This is a genomic window from Clostridioides sp. ZZV15-6383, from assembly GCF_020657735.1.
Classification (GTDB): domain Bacteria; phylum Bacillota; class Clostridia; order Peptostreptococcales; family Peptostreptococcaceae; genus Clostridioides; species Clostridioides difficile_D.
In genome coordinates this window covers 22,221-41,290 of record NZ_JAGWCV010000026.1, presented here as the reverse complement: position 1 = coordinate 41,290, position 19,070 = coordinate 22,221, and the positions used below count along the sequence as shown (strand labels likewise).

The following is a 19,070-nucleotide window of genomic DNA, read 5'->3' as shown; positions in this document are numbered from 1 at the left end:
TAAATCCTCCTTTATAGTTCGTGTTTTTTTATAAAATCAATAATTTCTTTAGCTTCTTTAGCACTATCCAAAATCTTAAAGAACTCATCTTGTTCCAATAATTCAACCAGTTCAGACATAGCACGTAAATGACTATTATTATCTATTGCACTTAGGCAAAATACATATTTTACAGGGTCATTCTCATCATTTCCAAACTCAATAGGGCTATCTAAGGTAGCAATACCTATTGCAATCTCTTTTGCCCCAGCTTCTGGTCTAGCATGTGGAAGCGCAACATGTTTTGTAATTACTATGTATGGTCCAGATACTTTTGCCGAGTTAATCATGGCATCTACATATCCCTCAGTCACTTTGTTATTTTCAACTAATGCAGAAGCTGACTGTCTAATAGCCTCCTCCCAATTCTTAGCTTTTACCTTTATTTTTACTAGTGTTTCATTAGTAATCTCACTTAGCATAGGCTCCTCTCTTTCCTTAGATGTAAAATTTTCTACTTGTGTAAAATAGGCTAATAACTCACTTGAAAGAATACTTTCAGAAGTTACTTTTGCATATTTTTTTATTATCTCCATAACCTCATCTATTTTAGGTTGTCTTAAAAAAATATCACCTAATTGAATGTACACTTCACGTGTAATTTTATATTTTTCTTTTGTGGTCATAACAGGGCTTACTTTAATCACTGGCACATCTGTTTTTAGACCTTCTGTATTATAATTAGTAGTAAATACAATGTCTACGGGTTCACTGATATTTTCCAATCCAACTGATTCTGACATTGGTATAAAATGTAAGTCAGGGAATAAGTTCGTAAGTTCTGCATGTAAAATAGCTGAACTACCAACACCATTTGAACAAACTATTAATGCTATCCTTTTTCTAAAACCATCAAATTCTTTTTTATTTGAAAAAAGTGTTGCAAAGTGCATTGTCAAGTATGCTAACTCCTCTTCTTGAATTTCTTCTCCAAATAATCCACAAAACTCTTTCATTGCATTACTTACAATTCTATAAACTAATCTATATTCTTCTTTTACTTTTTCGCAAATTGGATTATAAATAGGTAGTTTAAATAAAAGTCTGTAATAGGCCGGTCTAAAATGAGAATATAATTGTTTAAATACTTTTTCTTGACTTATATAATAAACTCCACTTAGATATCCGAATCTTGTCATCATTTTATTTACAATTTTTGAAATTACATCCTTATCTTCTGTATCTTCTTCATAGTTTCCTACTGATATACCTAAAATCCAAGCACTAATATACATTACATTATGAGGTTTTATCTTCTCTTCATTCTCATATACTTCTAATAATTCCTTAGCAAATTTATATTCCTTCATTGAGCTCATAACTGAAATATTGGGAATATCTACATTTTCTTGAATAACTATTCTAGTTGAACACATCCTTGCTTTTAGAAAGATAAATATATATATAAATTCTATTAATCTATCTTCAACAAAAGTAATTTCATATTTTTTTATTAGCTTCAATATAATTTTTTTAGCTTCTTCAAAACTGTCTAAATTATATTCTTTAATAAAAATATCAAATACTCTTGAACTTTTTTCTTTAGACAAAGTTTCTATAATGTTCTTAATAAGTACTCTCCTTATTTCCATTTCATTTCCAACTAAGTAATATCCATTTATACGATTATTCTTGACTTCTATACCCTTTTTTTCAAGATTTGGTATTAAGTCTTTAAAATCTAGATTTACAGTAGACCTGCTTACTTTTATAGAATTTATAAAATGATTAATTGAGATGTCCTCCATATTAATAAAAAGCATTAAATACATATATAAAAGTCTTTCAACTTTACTAAAATAGTAAGTATTCTTAGAATAGTTTTTTTCTAGAATTTCTTTAATTGCTTTTTTTGTTTCTTTTCTAACGATAATATCTTTATCAGCTCTTAAACATATAAGTGGTACGTTTTTTACTTTAAGCATGTCATTGATTTTATTTATTCTATAAGTAATTTGTCTCTTTGATGAGTTAGATTCATCTTGTAATCCATTAGTTGTAATCAATGTGCTATTTAATAAAATCTGGAGAATTGATACAATTTCTTTGTCCACTACCATTAATCCCTACTTTCCTCTTAAGATTAGTCTTCATATTATCATTGGATTTTTTCATCACCTCCACAATACTTATTTTATTTGAGAATTTTATCGTTTTCAATTTCATTTAAGTATAACTTTTGTTTTAGATTGAGACAAAAATTAAACTTATCTAAAATAGATACTATAGTACACCTGTAGATTTTATAAATAAAAAAGGTTTCTTTAGGTAAAGAAACTTAAGAAACATTTATTTAAAGAATAGAAACTATACTAATTATGAATAAATTACTACAAGTAAAAAGCACATTAATTTAAAATAAAATTGATGTGCCTTATTTATAATTCTAATGTATTAAATTTGTTTTTTAACTTGTAATTTTACATCCTTTTTTCTTCAATTAACTCATCTAAATGAAAGATTTAATAATATCTGTTCCTTCTGATTTTAATATTTTAATCCAAGCAAGTTAAAGTTTTTTCTTATATAATAAGTTGATACTTATCTATTTCATTCTTTTAAGTATTTCATCTAATGAAATACACTCTGCATACCTTCCATTCCAGATAAATTCATTGTAATATTTATATGATTGTTATGATGACAAAAATGAATTGTCAATAGTTGTATTTGTGTAAGATGGAACTATTATAACAAGCAATTCTATCCTATAAATTTTTATTTGTGAAAAATCTACTAAAAATATAGTAAATCTTAAGATAATACTTACAAATATTTATTAATTAAAATTAATTAATAAGGAGAATTATTTCACTCATTTGTGATATGGTTCTCACTTATATTATTAAAGCATTTGTGTTGTGTTTTTAGAAAATTTTTTATATAGTGCATTTCCTGGATTTATAGCTATCAATACAATTGCAACTATTAAATATAACATTGCATAGTACTTTATAAGCTCTATTAAATCTCCATTAATTGTCCCAATAAAAAAATTAAATAGTTGATGTATTGTAATAGGTATTATTAAAGTTTTATTTAGATTATAAAAAGTTGTCATTATAATACTAATTGATATAATTGCAATCATAAAAAATATAATATATTTTATTAAATCAACTTCTTTAAATCCTGTTGTAAACCATATTGGTAAATGCCACATCCCCCACCAAAAACCTACTATTATTGATGCTTTTAAAGGAGAATTTTTTTTCTGAAGGTGATTTTGAACAAATCCTCTCCAACCTAATTCCTCACCTAATGGTCCTGCAAATAAATTTTTTAAGAAGAAATATATAAGCACTCCTAATGACGAAATTTTAAAGTTAGGTATTGTTCCATGATTTTTAGATGCTAATATAAGTATAACTACTATAGTTATTAAAACTTGTATACTAATTGCTATTGATACTATTGAAAATTTAAATTTATTTCTAAATTTACCTTTTATATATACTAAAAAATTTTTATCTGGGTAAATTTTTTTAAATAATATCATAAATGCAAAAGTTGATGACCAAGATGATATGCACAGAGCAATATCAGATATCACTGCTGGAAGTTTTAGCATTATAGTTGCTAGTGTCAATAAAAAAAGTGGTAAAAAAATTATATTTGTTAGAATAATAAAACTTACTATAGGTCTTTTTAATACTTTATCTGTTCTCATAAATAATCCTCATTTCAAATTAATATTTAACTGCTATATAAGTTATAACTGCTTATATCATGAGTTTAAACCTATGAGTAAGTCTCAGGTCAATGCTTTTATGTTATTTTATAGGTGCATAAAGCTCTAAAAATATACGCTCAATACCTTCTTCATAAGTAGTAAGCAATATATTAACATAGACTATTCCAAGTAATTCATATTCATTTTCTATTGCTATTTCTCTTAATCTGTCTTTCACTTTATTATCAATACTTTCTCCTCCAGTTGACCATCTGCCATCTTCAATAATAGTATAAATGCAATTAGGATGAGATAAAACTTCACCTTCTATGATTTTGTCATATTCATCTACTTCCCTTACAATTATAAATTTTTCTTCTACTATACCTTCTTCATTAAAACTTATTACTCTTCTTAAATCAGTTAATGTAACTGCTTTTTTTAAGTTGTTTGTATTCTCTTTTAAGACCTTATATTCATCATAGTCAGTAACATGTTTTATTCTACCCTTTACCTCTAAAGGCTTCATTTCTTTTATTATGTATTTCCCAAAATATGTTTTGATTTTGTCACAATCTTCTTTGACTAACTGAATTTTTTTTAAGAGAAGCTTTTTATATTCTATTTCTTCTAGTATGATTTGTTCCTTCTCTTCTAGTAAAAGTTCTAAATCATTTATACTCTTACTTTTTCTTATTTCTTGAATCTTTTTAATTTCTATATCAATTTCTCTATAAAAGTTTATCGTTGTAATATCATATATATCAAACTGATTATATATTCTATATCCATTTTCTTCATTTTTCTTAGGATTTACTAATCCTTTGTCTTCATAAAATTTTAGTGTGTCTCTAGACATTCCTAAAAATTTAGATACTTGTCCAATTGTATACATTATGTCCTCCTATTATTAGATAAATTCTTTATGCTCATTAAACGTATTTCTATTAACAACTACAACATCACCTAAACTTTGAAGTATCAAAACCAGCATAATATTTACAATCTTTGGAATTACTCTTTTTATTTCATAACCCAAGTGTAAACTTGTTAATATAATACGTTATAAATACTATATTGTCTACATATTTCTAACAATGGTTCTTTCACTTTAAGATGTTCTTAAACATATTTAACTTTTATTTCAAAAGATTTCCTATAGATAAAAATGTTCCCTTCATGATAACAGTTTTATTATTTCAACTATCTGTCACCATAAAAGGAACATCTTAATCTTTAAACACATTCTAAATACTCTTTTAACAAATATTATTAAATTATTCTAATGCTATTGTTTCATATTTATTAGTCTTATTTTTATATAAATTTAAATATAAAACTATATATTCACCTACTTTTAAGGGTACATAAGTCTTCTTCTACTAGCAATAGTAAGTGCATCCTCTACTTATCATAAACTATAAATTTTTATCTCATTGTAATATATCCATGATACTGTGAATATGCATCCATAGTTGCTATATCACCTAAGAATACTGATGCAATATTGAATTGTGGTTTTAAATACGGGAATTCCTCTTCTTGTGCCCATTCTGGCTTTTTAATAAAAGCTTTTGCCTCTTCAACCACAGCTTTATACCATTCTTCTTCTCCTTCAAACCATAGTTCTACTACACGGTCAAAGGCAGTTGCTCCATAGTTAATTATTATTTTACTACTGACAAAACGATTAACATAGCAACAGTTTGTAAAATATGGAACTATTTCATCATAAAACCATTTTTCTCCTTCTTCTTTAGAAATTCCATCTGGATACTTAATCATAAATTGCCAACGATAGTTTGGTCCATCTTGTACAGTACGTCCTTTTCCTCTAAAATCTTCTTCCCAATTTATTGGAACAAAGGCAAATATAAATGGTGGACATCCGTTATCTCCACCTACTGCACGTCCTACATCTCCACTTTCTGCATTCTCATGAACCTTTTTATTCTCTACATCTGGTATACATCCTTGCCAACGTAGAACATCCATAGGCATATATTCTGTCATAATTCTATTTGCCATCTCAGGCATATGCTCATCCACAAGCCAATAATGTTCTGTTAGTTGCATCTTACGTACACCAAAACGCTCACCTTCATTTGGTGTAGGATATGCTTGATAAAAGGCATATTTAGTACAATATGGTCCAAAAGTACTAATACTATCTGGAATATGGTGACGATATAACCAGTCCATTAATTTAGGTCTATACTCTTCCTTGGCAAGCCCTACATATATTAAACTTCTCATTATTTTAAATTCAAAACCCATAACCATTCTCCTATAATCAAAGTATATTCACATACTTTCAATTTTCCTTTTTCTTATCTTTACTCAAAATATATCTTGTAAACAAATCTACACCTGCACCCACATACCACACTCCTACTGCCATAGCTACAGCAATTTGAATACAAATATCTTGTAAGTTAATAATATTTTCACTTGTCATAATAGTTAGACCTATAGCCCAACCACAAAGCCATGATGGTAGGAAAATTATTTTTTCAAATAAGGATGCAATTATAACTGCAAAAAAACCTAATATACTAAGTGTTAAAAATAATTCTAGGTTTTGATTGAAGTTTATATATTCCATAATTAAAATAGTCAACACTGCCCATAAATCTCCACACCAAAAACCAAACATTATTTTTAATCCATCTTTTTGTTTATTACCATTAGTTACATATAATCCTGCACAGATTAGTGCTACAGCTCCAGTTTTTATTCCTATATAAGGTGCTAACACTGCCCATAAAGGAGGTAGTAAAGCAATCCCCATAGACAGTGTTAATATTTCTTTTTTCTTTCTATACATTTCCTATATCGTAATTAGTAGCTTCTCTAGCTTGCCTTATCTCTAATAGCTTCATTGCTATTTGATTTGCAATCATAGATACTACAAAATAACTTAAGTATAGTGGTATAAATATAACAATAAATGCTGGAGTTAATCTAACATTGTAATATGTAAGTACTAAACAAATAACTACTAGAATAATTTCAATTTGTTTAAAGCTTGGCTTTTCATTCATACAATAAGCCTCCTATAATATCCCTTAAAAAAGAGTCTTAGTATTTTAATTATTATCCTAATGAAACTCCAGCTTGATTTTCTTTAGTTAATGGTTCTATAAAATTATAAGCTGTTTTTCTTTCTTTAAATTCTGGTGTTTTACGAACTTCTTCATAATGACCTTCCATTTTTTTAATATCATCACCATGTATAAACTTACCTGCTAAAGTATCATGGGCATGACCTAATTGTTCTTCTGGGAAACTAAATACAGTTTTTCCACTTGTAGTATCTAATTCTCCAACTATACCACATAGAGCACATATTGATTTTTTAGTACCTGGCTCAAGGTAGAATAATCTATTGTGACAATGTGGACATACTCCCTCTTCTCCTTGGTATGAAGCTTTTTCAAAATTTTTTGCTGCTTCAACTATATTTAAACCTATTTGATGAACTTGAGCAAGTTTTGTATCATCCATTACCAATTCCTTTGCCCATGGAAACCAAGCATTGTCTATAACTTTCCACATTGGTATTAGAGCTAGCATAGCATGTTCACATTGAACTCTTGTACCCCAGTCAGAACCTCCTATTCCCATGAATGATATTACTTTATCATTAAGTATTCTTGAATCTGGAATTTTTCCTCCTGTAGCTTCTGAAACTTTTGTTCCTATAATATTATTTCCTCTATCTGCTCTTGGTCCAAAACGATCCATTATAGTATGGAATAATCCTGATGCTCCCTCTTCAAAGATAGGGTCTGAAATTATTATCCCATCAGCATCTTTCATTTTGTCAAGTAACCATTCAAAATCATCTTTTAATACACACATACTACCTTTTCCAGATAATAAAGTCTTGACACACGCACAACATCCAGTACAATGTTTAATGTTAATAGATGACATTTGAATAAATTCTACTTCAGCCCCTGCTTCTTGAGCACCCTTAAGTGCAACTTTACACATTGTATCATTATTTCCATTTTTTGTTCCCAAAGAAATACCTAGTATTTTCATTTTTAACTCTCCCTCTTTAGTGTTTATTTAACCTTCTTTCATTTTTAATATATAGAATCCATCATCTAAGGCATCTATGATGATGTAGCCTCTATCATCAACAATAAGATCTTCTGTTACTGCTAAACGTGGTCCTGGGAATCCTGGGAAATAAGATTCTTCTGGCGTTTTATTGGGATTTGGTGGTATAAAATATGCCAACTCTTTGATGTAATATGGATCTGATACATCATAAACCCTTAAACCTGCATGGAAATAACAGCAATATACTCTATCTCCTCTTTGCTCTAGCCATGGCTTATTATCCATTGGTTCATGAAGGTTATGTGGACCAAATGGTCCTGGTTTTCCTAGTCCTGCAACATTAAAGTTAGGATATGGGAAATCTTTTGGCACTTCAGGATATGGGAATTGAGCAATTAATGTTGGTTTTGTTGGGTCACTAACATCAACCATATGTATATTATTCATAGCTTGAGCCTCTGTAATACTCTCTGGTTTAAAAAATTGAAATCGTTCTCCCTCATTTTGAACAACAACTAAATCTCTTCCTGGTAATGGTAGTGCTGTATGAGTTCTTGCTCCTGCAAGCCTACTAGAAAATGCAGGCATAAATGGTAATTCACCTAAGCATTTTGGTCTTGTTAAATCCTCAACATCTAGTACAACTAAGCCAGCTCCTCCATAACCACAATATGCTTTCCCATCTCTTACAAATGGAGGTCCATGAAGCCATCCTTTATCCATAAATTCTGGGCAATGAGGTGCTCCTGGGTCAAAAGTTCTATTTGGATACCCATCTGCATATTGGTCTGGTCTCCACCATTTACCTATTTCCACTGGATTGGTAGGATTTATTATATCTATGACCCTGTAAATCAGACCTTCAAATCCAGCACAGTCACTTGATAAATGTACATATCTTCCTCCGTTATACATAAATCTATGGACACCCATTACATGCTTTAAGCCACAATCCCAATAACCTAAAAACTTAGGGTTTAAAGGGTCTTCTTTTAAACTATATATTCTAATTCCTGCTTCACACTTAATACTTGCTAACTTAGTTTGGTCAACAAGTGCCCCTGGTCCACTTCCACAACTCATAGCTACTATCATTAAATCATCTGCTATTTGAATTTTTGGAGTTGTTGTTGTAGGATACTTTTTGGGGTCTAACATTTGAAAATGTTTTATAAATTGTGGACTATAAGGATTTGTAACATCACTAATCATTACTCCATTTTTTTTACTTCCCCCAAAACAACATCCATATAAATAGTATTTTTCATCTCTTTTATACAGAGCCATTTGAAACATTCCACAAGTCCCATCTAAGTTATTAAAGGAACAAACTTCAAGATTTTTAATATATCCATTATTTCCTTTGCCTTTTGAATAAAATTTATCTTCCATTTTTTCTCCCTTCTTATTTAAAGTATTATCAATTGATATACTTTCATTTTATGAGACAAATTTACTTAAATCCAATATCGTTTTCATGGGAATATATAAGTTATTCTTATTAATAAATTTATAAAATCTGATAAAAATATATACTCAAAACATATATTTTTATACAAATATTTTTCAATATTCTTTAAAAGTAAATTTTCTTATACTATAATAAGTTTTAATTATATAAATAAGGCTTATAAACAATTAAGTTTAAATAGGGGTGATTATTTGAATACTAAACAATTAGAATATTTTATATCTGTAGCAGAAACTCTAAGTTTTACCAAAACAGCAGAAAAATTTTATATTTCCCAAACTGCTGTTACACAGCAAATAAAAGCTTTAGAAGAACGAATAAATGTAACTCTATTTACAAGAAGTAAACGACATGTTGAACTAACACCAGCTGGGAAAGTTTTTTTATCTGAGGCTCGCACTATAATAAAAAATATTAATGATGCTATTGCAAAAACACAACAATTTGCGCATGGTTTTTTTGGAACTTTGAGTATTGGAATCTTAATAGGATATGAAAAAAACAAATTTCAACAATATTTAAAAGAATTTTCTAATACATACCCTAATATATCTATGGATATTTGTACTAATGAGATAACCGAACTTTTAAACTTAGTAAAAAATAATTTTATGGACCTTGCCTTTGTTATTAATCCAGAAAATCAACCGTTAAAAGACTTTGAATATAAAACTGTAGAAAGATATTCTTTGGTAGCCCTTTTACCGTCTGGTCATCCACTTTACAATGAGGATTCTATTGATTTAATTGAACTACAGCATGATAAGTTTATTTTTGTAAAGGAAACAGGAGATGAGTATGGACAAAAATCCATGATACAAAATAGATATCGTGAAGCGGGATTTGTACCTAATGTTGTACAACGTTCAAATAATCTTAATACTATTGAATCATTAGTAGCCTCTAACATGGGGATATCCATTTTACCTTCATTTTGTGTTACAGATACAATGCTAGAGCGTGATATTGCAATAGTCCCTATAAATGAAGTACAAAATAGAATTGAGGTTGTAGTTGTATGGAATAAAAACAATACAAATCCAGCATTGGAAAAATTTATTTCTATAATATAAAATTAATTAATATTGACTATAAAAATAGCATTAGCCACTTTTATATGGTTAATGCTATTTCTACTTAATAAAAATACTATCTCAATATATCTACTTTTTCATTATTCATCAATCTAAATACATGACTTATACTTACTAAAGAATTATCTCCATAAGTTGTATGTGCTAACACTGAACTAGCAACCCCAAACTCAACTATATCTTCATTACTCATATTTTCCAAATATGAATATATAATTCCTGCCACATATCCATCTCCAGCACCAACCCTGTCATATATTTCCAACTTATATTCTTTACTTTCAAAATAACCATCATTATTTGATATATATCCCTTTATAAATCTATTATTCATATCATCAAATCTTCTCATAGTTCCAGCTACAATATCTATATCATACTCTTTTTTAATCAATTCTGAACTCGATTTTATATCTAGATTATCTATATTAAGAATTTTATTTATATCTCTATAACTAGCAAATAATCCGTGGCAATATGGTAGTATTTTCTTATAATCATTTACTAAATCATCATAAGTCTTTTCTGGGTTTAGTGATTGTCTAAAATTAAAATCAAAGAATACTTTTATCCCCTTTTCATAAGACTTTCTAGCTAGTTCTAAAGCAATCTCTTTAACTGAATCTGTAAGTTGCATAGCAATACCACAAATATGGACTACATCAATTCCTTCTAGACATTTATCAATATCATAGTCTTGTAATCTACTCTCACAGAATGAACTATTTAACCTATTTAAATAAGTCACTTCTGAAGGCCTTTCTCCATATCCACTTTCAAGAAAGTATACTCCTATATGATTTCCTCCATATGTAATAAAATCATCTTTTACCCCAAGCTTTCTTATATTTGCACTTGATGCTTTGCCTACGTTATTATTGGGCAATTTTGTCAATATGTAGGTATTGTATCCAAAGTTCTTAAGCCCAGATAATATATTTAATCCTGTACCTGTAATTACATAATTTAGTTCATTGGTTTGTGTTAAGAACTTATAATCAGGCACTGACAGTCTCATCATTATTTCACCAAAAGCTAATATATTCATAAATCTATCCCAATAATTCTTTCATTATTTTGTAAAGTGTTTTTATATCTTCCACTTTTGTATCACCTGTTTTTTTATCGATTATTGATGTATAAACATGAGGGATAACTTTTTCTACACCAGCATCAAGTGCAATTTGAACTATTTCTTTAAAGTTATCTAAGTCTATACCTCCTGTTGGTTCTAGATAAAAATTCTGCTTTGCACAAGCTTTTGCAACTTCTATATATTCATCCTTTGTTTTAAGTCCTCCCATAGGGAAAAATTTAATTGAGCTTCCTCCCATATCTTTCATCATGGCTATGGCTGTTTCTATAGGAACTATACCATCTTTTTCTTTTGAACTTAATGGACCTGTAGATATTTTTACAAATCCTGGTTTACCAGTTGGAGAAACTAATCCATTTATTATACTATCATTTTGACCAAGCAATGCTCTAGATGTAGCCACACCTGTAAACACTTGATTTATATGTTGTGGCTGAAGTTCTTTAGAAATCTGAGATACCATATTTGACTGATTTGGGTCTCCAGCTCCAAGTCCAACAGATACTGCATTATCTATTTCTTTTGAGTATTTTTTCATATCTTCAATAGCTTCTTCTATAGTGCTATAATTCTTCGATAATACTCCTACTAGTACATGCCCATCACAAGCATCATATACTTCTTTAGCATTTTTTATGCTTCCTGCAAGAACATTTAAACAAACTCTATTTTTATAATATTGTGGTATACAATTCATATTTATTCCCTCCATTGGTAAAATTTAATTTATTAAATCACTATAATGTCACTTATTCTATTATCTACTTTTCTACTTCTCTATTATCTCTTTTATTTTATTATAGATTATATCTAAATCACTTCCAGTTACACTCCTTATATCAATCTCAATCTTACCTTCATTGGCCTTATAGTCCCTAGTGTATATGGCTATCTCTCCTCCTCTAAGTTCATTTATAATTTGTTGTGTTGACTTATTTATTATATCTTCATTAAATTCAATTTCTCCACGAAGTATTTCTCTACCTGCTGAATCTCTAGTTATACTAGCACTCACTCCCTTTAGAGTATTTATCTTATCTATAAATGGATTTAGCTTGTCCACCATTTCTTTTAAAGTTACCTTATCATTATTTATATATCTCTCAATTGCACATGTTAGACCTATGATATTTTCTTTTCCTATTTTCATAGCCCTTCCTATACCCTTTGATTGAAGCTTTACATTATCTATGTATTTTTTCTTACCTATTACTAACCCCGAGCTAGGACCCTCTATAGCCTTAGCACCACTGTATATTACTAGGTCTGCGCCCAATTCATAATATACACTTAAATCTTCTTCTGCCGCTGCATCTACTATCAAAGGTAAATTATATTCTTGGGAAACTTGTACTGCATCTAACACACTCAGCATACTCTTTTGAACACAATGATGCGATTTAATATACATAATTGCTACTGTATTTTCATTTATCTCTCTTATTATATGTTCCTTGTTACACATATTGGAATAACCAGCCTCAACAACTTCTCCTCCTCCAAGTCTTATCATTACTTCTACTGGAACTCCATAATCAACATTGTGCCCTTTTGGAATTATTATTTCCCTTTTTACTTGTTTCTTAGGACTATTTACATTGTAAACTAGACCCATATCATCTTTTGCTATTACTGCTCCCACACTCTGTGCAATCCCAGCAGATGCACTAGAAACTATTACTGCACTTTCACACCCTAATAAATTTGCTATATATTCACCTGTTTTATTTACAAGTTCTTCTATTATAAAGAAATTTTTACACCCTTCACCTATTGCTTCAATAACTTCCTTATCTACTGTTGATACTCCTAGTATAGTCATCTTTCCCGAAGCATTTATAACTCGTCTTACAGAGTACTTTTCAAATATACTACTCATACAATAGTTTCTCCCCTCTACTCATTCTCTTCTATAGACTCGCCTATATTTAAATATTCTCCATTAACTATTACCGCTCTTGGCTTTATAGATGTGTTTGTGATTACTGACTTACTCAAAGAATCTTGAAGTTCTTTTTCTTCATTGACCACATCAAATATAGTTAAATCAGCATCATATCCTTCTTTTATTAAACCTTTATTTTTTAAACTTATTGCATCTGCTGCATTCTTAGTAACTTTATTTATTGTATCTTCAAGTGAATAGCCCATATATATAAACTTTTCCATTGTTGTAGACAGGTTATAGACTGGACCATTTATTCTGTTTTTAATATATATATCTGTACTTATGGTGTCTGGAAAAATCCCTGCATCCTTAGATTTCATTGCAACATCTATACTAAAACTTTCTGTACCATGACCTACATCAAGGATTATACCTCTTTCTCTAGCTTCTATAATTTCCTTTTTAACCTTATTACCTCTAAGTATTCCGTTTGGCTTTCCATTATATATATGAGTTAATATATCTCCTTTTTCCATATATTCGAATATATCCTCTATCGTTGGAGGAGAGCTACCAAAGTGAACCATCATAGGTAGATTAAGTTCATTCTTTATTCTTTTAGCTAATTTTAAAGGTTCAATACCGTTTGAAATTACAACACTTTTACTCATTCTAGCTTTGATTCCAACAATAAAATCTTTGTATTTTTTAACTGCATTTTTAAGTTTGTCTTCATCAATGTTCATCATATTTGAAAGTTCATCTTGAGATGTTATTCCCTGCTTAGCAATATTTATTAAAGCATATACATTTGTTTTATACTTTTTAGTATCTTCATAAAATTTGTCTATATCTAAAGCTCCTGTTGTTCCTGCATCTACTACAGTAGTAACTCCACTTTTTATTCCAACCTCATCAGGATAGTCCTTATAAAGGTCTAGTCTTTCATAGCAGTGTGTATGTATATCTATCCACCCCGCACTAATAAATTTATCTCCATCTAGGTTTATAATTTGGCTTGCCTGATACTTAGAATCATCTATCTGATTTTTTACTTCTATTATTTTATTATCTAATATAGCTATATCAATTATACTTTTATCTACTGTTTTTCCACCTTTTATTAATATGTCTATCTTCACTTTACTCTCCCTCTAAAATAATCTTAAATTTACTCCAAGGTTCAATAAAGTCTAAAAGTACTATTTCGTCTTCCTTTATTCTACCTACCTTATTTTTTCTTTCATCTGTACAATCTTGAAGTATCAACTGTAATTCCCCTTTATACTTTCCAAAGTCATCATTACCAATCACTACATCTCCTCTTTTAAAGATGGTCGTATTATCATGTTTAGGGAAATTTTCTTTAGCATATTTTTTTCTTACTTCTGTAGACCTTGCTACCTGATTAGTTATGTCCCCTCTTCTAAAGTGTTGCTCATTTACCATTATTGTCTTCTCTATTTCAGAAGTTTCTTCCTCGGCTACTACATTAAATACAACTTGATATTTATTTACTTCAGACATTTTTTTTAATTCATCTTCACTTGCATATGCATTTCCCACAATTACATCATCAATCAATCCAGTTGCGAATAAGTGCTTAGTTGCTGTAGATATATCTAAGTTTCTATGCATTTCAAGTGTACACAGTCCATCATTTATGTTCCAAGGTCCTATTGTTGCATGTTTTGAGTTAACAAAAGCAGCAGTTCTTATTCCATACTTTTTAAATCTATTTGAACATCTTACAAAGAAATCATATGGTAAGCCTGTACCCCTTTGAGGATAAAAATTATGACAACCATATATATTATTTACATTTGGCTTGTACGTAATTATATTATCTAAGTATGCTACATCATTACTCATATTTAGTTCTACTTTCAAATCATATGGATTGAAAGAAATCATAGCTTCTTTACTTCCATCATATCCATAGTCAAGCCTTATTCCGCTAGCATTTAACTCATTAAAGAATGTTAAATCATCATAAGATATTTCTAATATATCAAATATATTTGGAGCTATGTCAAGGATTACTTCAAATCCTAATTCTCTTGCATAAGTTATAATCTCTTTAAAATGTTTTTTAACTTCTTTCTTAGGTCTTGTAATTGAAAGCATACACATAAATATTCTTTTAAATCCATATTTTGAAGCCATTTTTATATATGCTTTATCATCTTCCATATTACTATGTTCTGGATAAACTGATATTCCTAATCTTCTTTCCATCTTTCTCCTCCTCGAATTACACTTTTTAAAATATATAAAATAAAAGTGAAGGTAATACCTCCTACCTTCACCTTTAATAATTTATAAGCTTTTTCCTATGTTTATAGTACAAAACTTCTATTATATGTATTTTTATAAATTTTTACTCGCTTCTTCTTGTTCTCTTTGTAATTGTTGCTTTTCAAAAACCTTAAAGAATGGATAATAAACAACAAATGATATCACAAAATTGATTAATACTAATATACCTGCCAGTATACTCCAGTTAGTACTCATTACTGCCGCTATTGGTGCTGGCATTGCAAATGGTAATCTTGCTACCATCATAGGTATAATCCCTGTAATAGTAAGAACATATGATAGAACTGTCATTATTATAGGCCCAATTATAAATGGTATTCCTAGTATCGGATTCATAACTATTGGTGCCCCAAATATTATAGGTTCATTTATATTAAATAGCCCTGGTAAAAATCCTAATCTACCTAAACTTTTTAGGTATTGTGACTTAGAAAACATAAACATTACAACTAATGCAAGAGTAGCTCCTGCGCCTCCTATCCACACATACCACTGTAAAAATTGTTCTGTAAATATGTTTGGCATTGCATGAGCTGATACTCCTTCTGTGAATGCAGTTATATTTTCTGCTATAGACATATCCCATATAGGTCTTATTACTGGCCCCATTATAGCTGGACCATGTATTCCAAGTACCCAGAATACTGTTATTAAGAATACTGTTAATATTCCACCACCTAAACTATTTCCTGATAAGAATCCTTTTAAAGGTGATAGCATAGCACTTAGTGCTGCACTTATATCAAATCCTAAAATATGTCTTATTACCCAGAATAACATTAATATTACTGCTGTTGGTAATAATGCAGTAAATGAATTTGAAACCTCTACTGGAACTCCTGCTGGCATCTTAATTGTAATATTCTTTTCCTTCATGAAACGATATATCTCAACTGTAATTAATGATGTTACAATAGCTCCAAACAATGATGGTGAATTAAGTTTTGCCATATCCATCCATCTACCAGCTTCTATAACTCCACCTACTGGTTCAACTACTTGAGTTGGAACTATTGTGGAAACTAAAAACGCCATAACTGCAAGCATACCAACACCTGTTGTATCTAAATCGTAGCTTTTAGCAAGTGATGATGCTATCCCAAAGGTAGCATATAGAGATAAAAATCCTACAGTATATCTAAATGGTATATCTAATGTTTCTCTAAATGGAGCTATAAAATCCATATAGGCATCAATAGGTATGTTTAATAATATTGTGAAAAATGACCCCACTATTGTTAGTGGTAATGTTGCTATTATACCTGCTCTTACAGCTCTCATATGTCTTTGATTGCTTATCTTCGCTGCTACAGGCATAACCTTACGCTCTAAAAAACTTGCAAATTTTTCCATAATTCCCTCCTGTATTAGTGATATTCCTCTTTATTTATAATTCAATAACGATTTCACGACAAAAACTAATTTTTATATATTTGATAATATCACTTATTTGTTAAAAATATTATAACATTATAATGTTTAGTTGTAAACATTATAATGTTATAATATTTTTTTATTTTTATAAATAAAAATCCTGAGCATATTATCATTTTAATAAACTCAGGATTTTCATTATATTTCATATTTAATTATGTAATTTTGTACTTCTGTATTATATCTTGCAAATGATAACTCAACTATATTGTCACTCTCATCATAGGTCTTTCTTTTTCTTCCTAATAATATGTCTTTATCTAGATTTAGAGCCTTTGATACTTCTAGTTCTGATTCTTCTATAAAAAATTCATCTTCAAATCTAGTTATATTTATATTTCTTCTATATAAATACATATATAAAGAACTTTCATTATTAAAATTTTCAACAGTCAGGTTTTCATCAAAAGGTATATAATGAGTAAAAAATATATATGGCTTACTATCCAAGTAATACATTCTATTAATCTTGTTACATTTTTCCCCAAATATGCTAAAGACTTGTGAATTTGCATCATTTATTATTTTTTCAATTGAAATAGTCTCTTTAGATAACTTATGACCTTTAGATAAAAGTATACTTGAAAAAGACTCTGCCTTAGATAGTTTATTAAAAAGACTATTACTTACTACTTTTGTCCCTTTTCCACTTTTTTTCTCTACATACCCTTCTGATTCTAATATCTCAATAGCTTTTCTAATAGTAATTTTACTGACCCCAAAGCCTTCCTCCAATTCTCTTTCAGTTGGAATATTTTCATTAATTTTATATTCGTTATTTAATATTTTTTGCTTTAATATATCTACTACTTGTATATATAATGGTTGATTCTTTAACATGATTCACCTCTTAAATTATATGTTATAATATTATAACATATAATCTTATACTATTAATAGTAAATATCTATTAACTTTAAACTCAATACAAAAAGAGTCCTCAAAACAAATCCAATGTACTGCTCACCAAACATTGAACCAACAATCTAGCAATTAGTGTGCAACACACAATGTATATTTTAAGAACTCTCTTAATTTATTGTCTTTAATTTTTATTTACCTTCTAACTTCAAATGTAAATCAACGATTTCCTCAGCCAACTGTTGGAAATTCATACCATTCATTAAGTGGTCCTGTGCATGTACAAGTATTACACTTATTTCAGTTTTGTTTCCACTAGCTTCGTTTTGTATTAATTCTGTTTGATATCTATGTGCCTTATTTATAACTTCCTTAGACTCTTTTAATAATTCTTTTGCTTTTTCCATATTTCCATTCTTAGCTTCTTTTATTGCCTCAAAAGCTAATCCTTTACCTTCACCTGCATAACCTATTATATTAAAAGATATTTCTATAATCTTTTCATCCATTCTTTGATTCTCCCAATTTATATATTTAAAATATATTATATTTTCTATTACTTAGTGTTGTTAAGTTCTATTGCTCTATTTAAAACAGCTTCTCCATTAACTGTTCCATAGTGCATCATATTTATAACCTCTACTGGTACATTATATGGCTTAGCAATTTCCTGAGCCTTAGGTAATATGTATCTAACTTGTGGTCCTAATAATAAGACATCACATTTTTCTATTTCATTTTGTATAGTTGATTCTGGTATTGCCCAAATTTGCGACTCTATACCGTTTTCTTTAGCTGCACTTTCCATCTTAGTAACTAATAAACTTGTAGACATTCCTGCTGAGCAGGCCAACATTATTTTTATCATATATTTTCCTCCAAATTTTTATTAACAACTATATAAACATTATAATGTTATAATATTTTATTTAATTCTACCTTAAATGCTGTATACTTTCAATACTTTTTTGTTATTTTAATATTATTAAGTATCAAATTAACAAAAAGGGGCTGTCGCATTAGCAAATTAAATTTGTTCTGTGACAGCTTTTTTTACTTATCTTAATGGGGATATTTTTAATTGTTTTATATAAAGCTTATGTTCTAAGTAAAATTATGCA

At 29.0% G+C, this 19,070-nt stretch carries 19 protein-coding genes; 1 reads left to right on the top strand and 18 read right to left on the bottom strand.

Annotation, left to right across the window (positions count from 1 at the left end; all coding sequences use genetic code 11):
* Positions 1-11 precede the first annotated feature (11 nt).
* From KGF42_RS11120 to KGF42_RS11080, 9 genes are all read right to left on the bottom strand, one after another.
* Positions 12-2,099 (bottom strand): PTS sugar transporter subunit IIA, encoded by a 2,088-nt coding sequence (locus KGF42_RS11120; protein ID WP_227820923.1) that lies wholly within the window; start codon positions 2,097-2,099, stop codon positions 12-14.
* A 785-nt stretch (positions 2,100-2,884) separates the two neighbouring features.
* On the bottom strand, positions 2,885-3,709 hold the full coding sequence (locus KGF42_RS11110; protein WP_227820924.1) for a type II CAAX endopeptidase family protein: 825 nt from the start codon (positions 3,707-3,709) through the stop codon (positions 2,885-2,887).
* A 103-nt stretch (positions 3,710-3,812) separates the two neighbouring features.
* Entirely contained in the window at positions 3,813-4,607 is a 795-nt protein-coding gene (locus tag KGF42_RS11105; protein WP_227820925.1) for a MerR family transcriptional regulator, read from the bottom strand.
* Between the two features lie 15 nt (positions 4,608-4,622).
* The gene (locus KGF42_RS19865; RefSeq protein WP_255643218.1) at positions 4,623-4,751 is read right to left on the bottom strand and encodes a hypothetical protein; all 129 of its coding nucleotides are present in this window, start codon (positions 4,749-4,751) and stop codon (positions 4,623-4,625) included.
* Between the two features lie 389 nt (positions 4,752-5,140).
* Entirely contained in the window at positions 5,141-5,995 is an 855-nt protein-coding gene (locus KGF42_RS11100; protein WP_413927011.1) for an acetyl-CoA hydrolase, read from the bottom strand.
* 31 nt (positions 5,996-6,026) lie between these two features.
* A complete protein-coding gene (locus KGF42_RS11095; protein ID WP_227820927.1) occupies positions 6,027-6,539 on the bottom strand; it encodes a DUF1097 domain-containing protein in 513 nt (170 codons plus the stop codon).
* The gene (locus tag KGF42_RS11090; protein WP_107594883.1) at positions 6,532-6,756 is read right to left on the bottom strand and encodes a hypothetical protein; all 225 of its coding nucleotides are present in this window, start codon (positions 6,754-6,756) and stop codon (positions 6,532-6,534) included. Before KGF42_RS11090 ends, KGF42_RS11095 begins: the two co-directional genes overlap by 8 nt.
* A 52-nt stretch (positions 6,757-6,808) precedes the next feature.
* Positions 6,809-7,762, bottom strand: a complete 954-nt coding sequence (locus KGF42_RS11085; RefSeq protein WP_227820928.1) for an NAD(P)H-dependent oxidoreductase — start codon at positions 7,760-7,762, stop codon at positions 6,809-6,811.
* Between the two features lie 27 nt (positions 7,763-7,789).
* Entirely contained in the window at positions 7,790-9,178 is a 1,389-nt protein-coding gene (locus KGF42_RS11080; RefSeq protein ID WP_227826322.1) for a hypothetical protein, read from the bottom strand.
* A gap of 270 nt (positions 9,179-9,448) precedes the next feature.
* Here KGF42_RS11080 and KGF42_RS11075 point away from each other — a divergent pair, with 270 nt between their 5' ends.
* Positions 9,449-10,330: a LysR family transcriptional regulator gene (locus KGF42_RS11075; RefSeq protein ID WP_227826321.1), complete on the top strand. Its 882-nt coding sequence runs from the start codon at positions 9,449-9,451 to the stop codon at positions 10,328-10,330.
* Between the two features lie 76 nt (positions 10,331-10,406).
* On the opposite strand, the gene KGF42_RS11070 is transcribed toward KGF42_RS11075, so the two are convergent.
* The 9 genes from KGF42_RS11070 to KGF42_RS11030 form a co-directional block, all read right to left on the bottom strand.
* Positions 10,407-11,399 carry a sugar kinase gene (locus tag KGF42_RS11070; protein ID WP_227826320.1) on the bottom strand — a complete coding sequence of 331 codons (993 nt, stop codon included), beginning with the start codon at positions 11,397-11,399 and terminating at the stop codon, positions 10,407-10,409.
* Positions 11,400-11,403: 4 nt separating this feature from the next.
* Positions 11,404-12,144 (bottom strand): 2-dehydro-3-deoxy-phosphogluconate aldolase, encoded by a 741-nt coding sequence (dagF, locus tag KGF42_RS11065; protein ID WP_227826319.1) that lies wholly within the window; start codon positions 12,142-12,144, stop codon positions 11,404-11,406.
* Positions 12,145-12,216: 72 nt separating this feature from the next.
* Positions 12,217-13,326 carry a DgaE family pyridoxal phosphate-dependent ammonia lyase gene (locus tag KGF42_RS11060; RefSeq protein ID WP_227826318.1) on the bottom strand — a complete coding sequence of 370 codons (1,110 nt, stop codon included), beginning with the start codon at positions 13,324-13,326 and terminating at the stop codon, positions 12,217-12,219.
* Between the two features lie 17 nt (positions 13,327-13,343).
* Positions 13,344-14,477, bottom strand: coding sequence for an amidohydrolase/deacetylase family metallohydrolase (locus tag KGF42_RS11055; RefSeq protein WP_227822752.1), 1,134 nt, complete (start codon positions 14,475-14,477; stop codon positions 13,344-13,346).
* Between the two features lies 1 nt (position 14,478).
* On the bottom strand, positions 14,479-15,573 hold the full coding sequence (locus KGF42_RS11050; protein WP_227822751.1) for a MupG family TIM beta-alpha barrel fold protein: 1,095 nt from the start codon (positions 15,571-15,573) through the stop codon (positions 14,479-14,481).
* 132 nt (positions 15,574-15,705) lie between these two features.
* The gene (locus KGF42_RS11045) at positions 15,706-17,007 is read right to left on the bottom strand and encodes a PTS transporter subunit EIIC (RefSeq protein ID WP_227822750.1); all 1,302 of its coding nucleotides are present in this window, start codon (positions 17,005-17,007) and stop codon (positions 15,706-15,708) included.
* A 219-nt stretch (positions 17,008-17,226) separates the two neighbouring features.
* Positions 17,227-17,928 carry a GntR family transcriptional regulator gene (locus tag KGF42_RS11040; RefSeq protein ID WP_227822749.1) on the bottom strand — a complete coding sequence of 234 codons (702 nt, stop codon included), beginning with the start codon at positions 17,926-17,928 and terminating at the stop codon, positions 17,227-17,229.
* A gap of 212 nt (positions 17,929-18,140) precedes the next feature.
* Positions 18,141-18,458, bottom strand: a complete 318-nt coding sequence (locus KGF42_RS11035; RefSeq protein ID WP_227822748.1) for a PTS lactose/cellobiose transporter subunit IIA — start codon at positions 18,456-18,458, stop codon at positions 18,141-18,143.
* A gap of 47 nt (positions 18,459-18,505) precedes the next feature.
* Positions 18,506-18,817, bottom strand: coding sequence for a PTS sugar transporter subunit IIB (locus KGF42_RS11030; protein ID WP_255643424.1), 312 nt, complete (start codon positions 18,815-18,817; stop codon positions 18,506-18,508).
* Positions 18,818-19,070: the final 253 nt, after the last annotated feature.

Excerpts from the sequence above, each read along its gene's own strand:
- KGF42_RS11120 (WP_227820923.1), bottom strand. The coding sequence starts at position 2,099 with ATGGTAGTGGACAAAGAAATTGTATCAATTCTCCAGATTTTATTAAAT.
- KGF42_RS11110 (WP_227820924.1), bottom strand. The coding sequence starts at position 3,709 with ATGAGAACAGATAAAGTATTAAAAAGACCTATAGTAAGTTTTATTATT.
- KGF42_RS11105 (WP_227820925.1), bottom strand. The coding sequence starts at position 4,607 with ATGTATACAATTGGACAAGTATCTAAATTTTTAGGAATGTCTAGAGAC.
- KGF42_RS11100 (WP_413927011.1), bottom strand. The coding sequence starts at position 5,995 with ATGGTTATGGGTTTTGAATTTAAAATAATGAGAAGTTTAATATATGTA.
- KGF42_RS11095 (WP_227820927.1), bottom strand. The coding sequence starts at position 6,539 with ATGTATAGAAAGAAAAAAGAAATATTAACACTGTCTATGGGGATTGCT.
- KGF42_RS11090 (WP_107594883.1), bottom strand. The coding sequence starts at position 6,756 with ATGAATGAAAAGCCAAGCTTTAAACAAATTGAAATTATTCTAGTAGTT.
- KGF42_RS11085 (WP_227820928.1), bottom strand. The coding sequence starts at position 7,762 with ATGAAAATACTAGGTATTTCTTTGGGAACAAAAAATGGAAATAATGAT.
- KGF42_RS11080 (WP_227826322.1), bottom strand. The coding sequence starts at position 9,178 with ATGGAAGATAAATTTTATTCAAAAGGCAAAGGAAATAATGGATATATT.
- KGF42_RS11070 (WP_227826320.1), bottom strand. The coding sequence starts at position 11,399 with ATGAATATATTAGCTTTTGGTGAAATAATGATGAGACTGTCAGTGCCT.
- dagF (WP_227826319.1), bottom strand. The coding sequence starts at position 12,144 with ATGAATTGTATACCACAATATTATAAAAATAGAGTTTGTTTAAATGTT.
- KGF42_RS11060 (WP_227826318.1), bottom strand. The coding sequence starts at position 13,326 with ATGAGTAGTATATTTGAAAAGTACTCTGTAAGACGAGTTATAAATGCT.
- KGF42_RS11050 (WP_227822751.1), bottom strand. The coding sequence starts at position 15,573 with ATGGAAAGAAGATTAGGAATATCAGTTTATCCAGAACATAGTAATATG.
- KGF42_RS11045 (WP_227822750.1), bottom strand. The coding sequence starts at position 17,007 with ATGGAAAAATTTGCAAGTTTTTTAGAGCGTAAGGTTATGCCTGTAGCA.
- KGF42_RS11040 (WP_227822749.1), bottom strand. The coding sequence starts at position 17,928 with ATGTTAAAGAATCAACCATTATATATACAAGTAGTAGATATATTAAAG.
- KGF42_RS11035 (WP_227822748.1), bottom strand. The coding sequence starts at position 18,458 with ATGGATGAAAAGATTATAGAAATATCTTTTAATATAATAGGTTATGCA.
- KGF42_RS11030 (WP_255643424.1), bottom strand. The coding sequence starts at position 18,817 with ATGATAAAAATAATGTTGGCCTGCTCAGCAGGAATGTCTACAAGTTTA.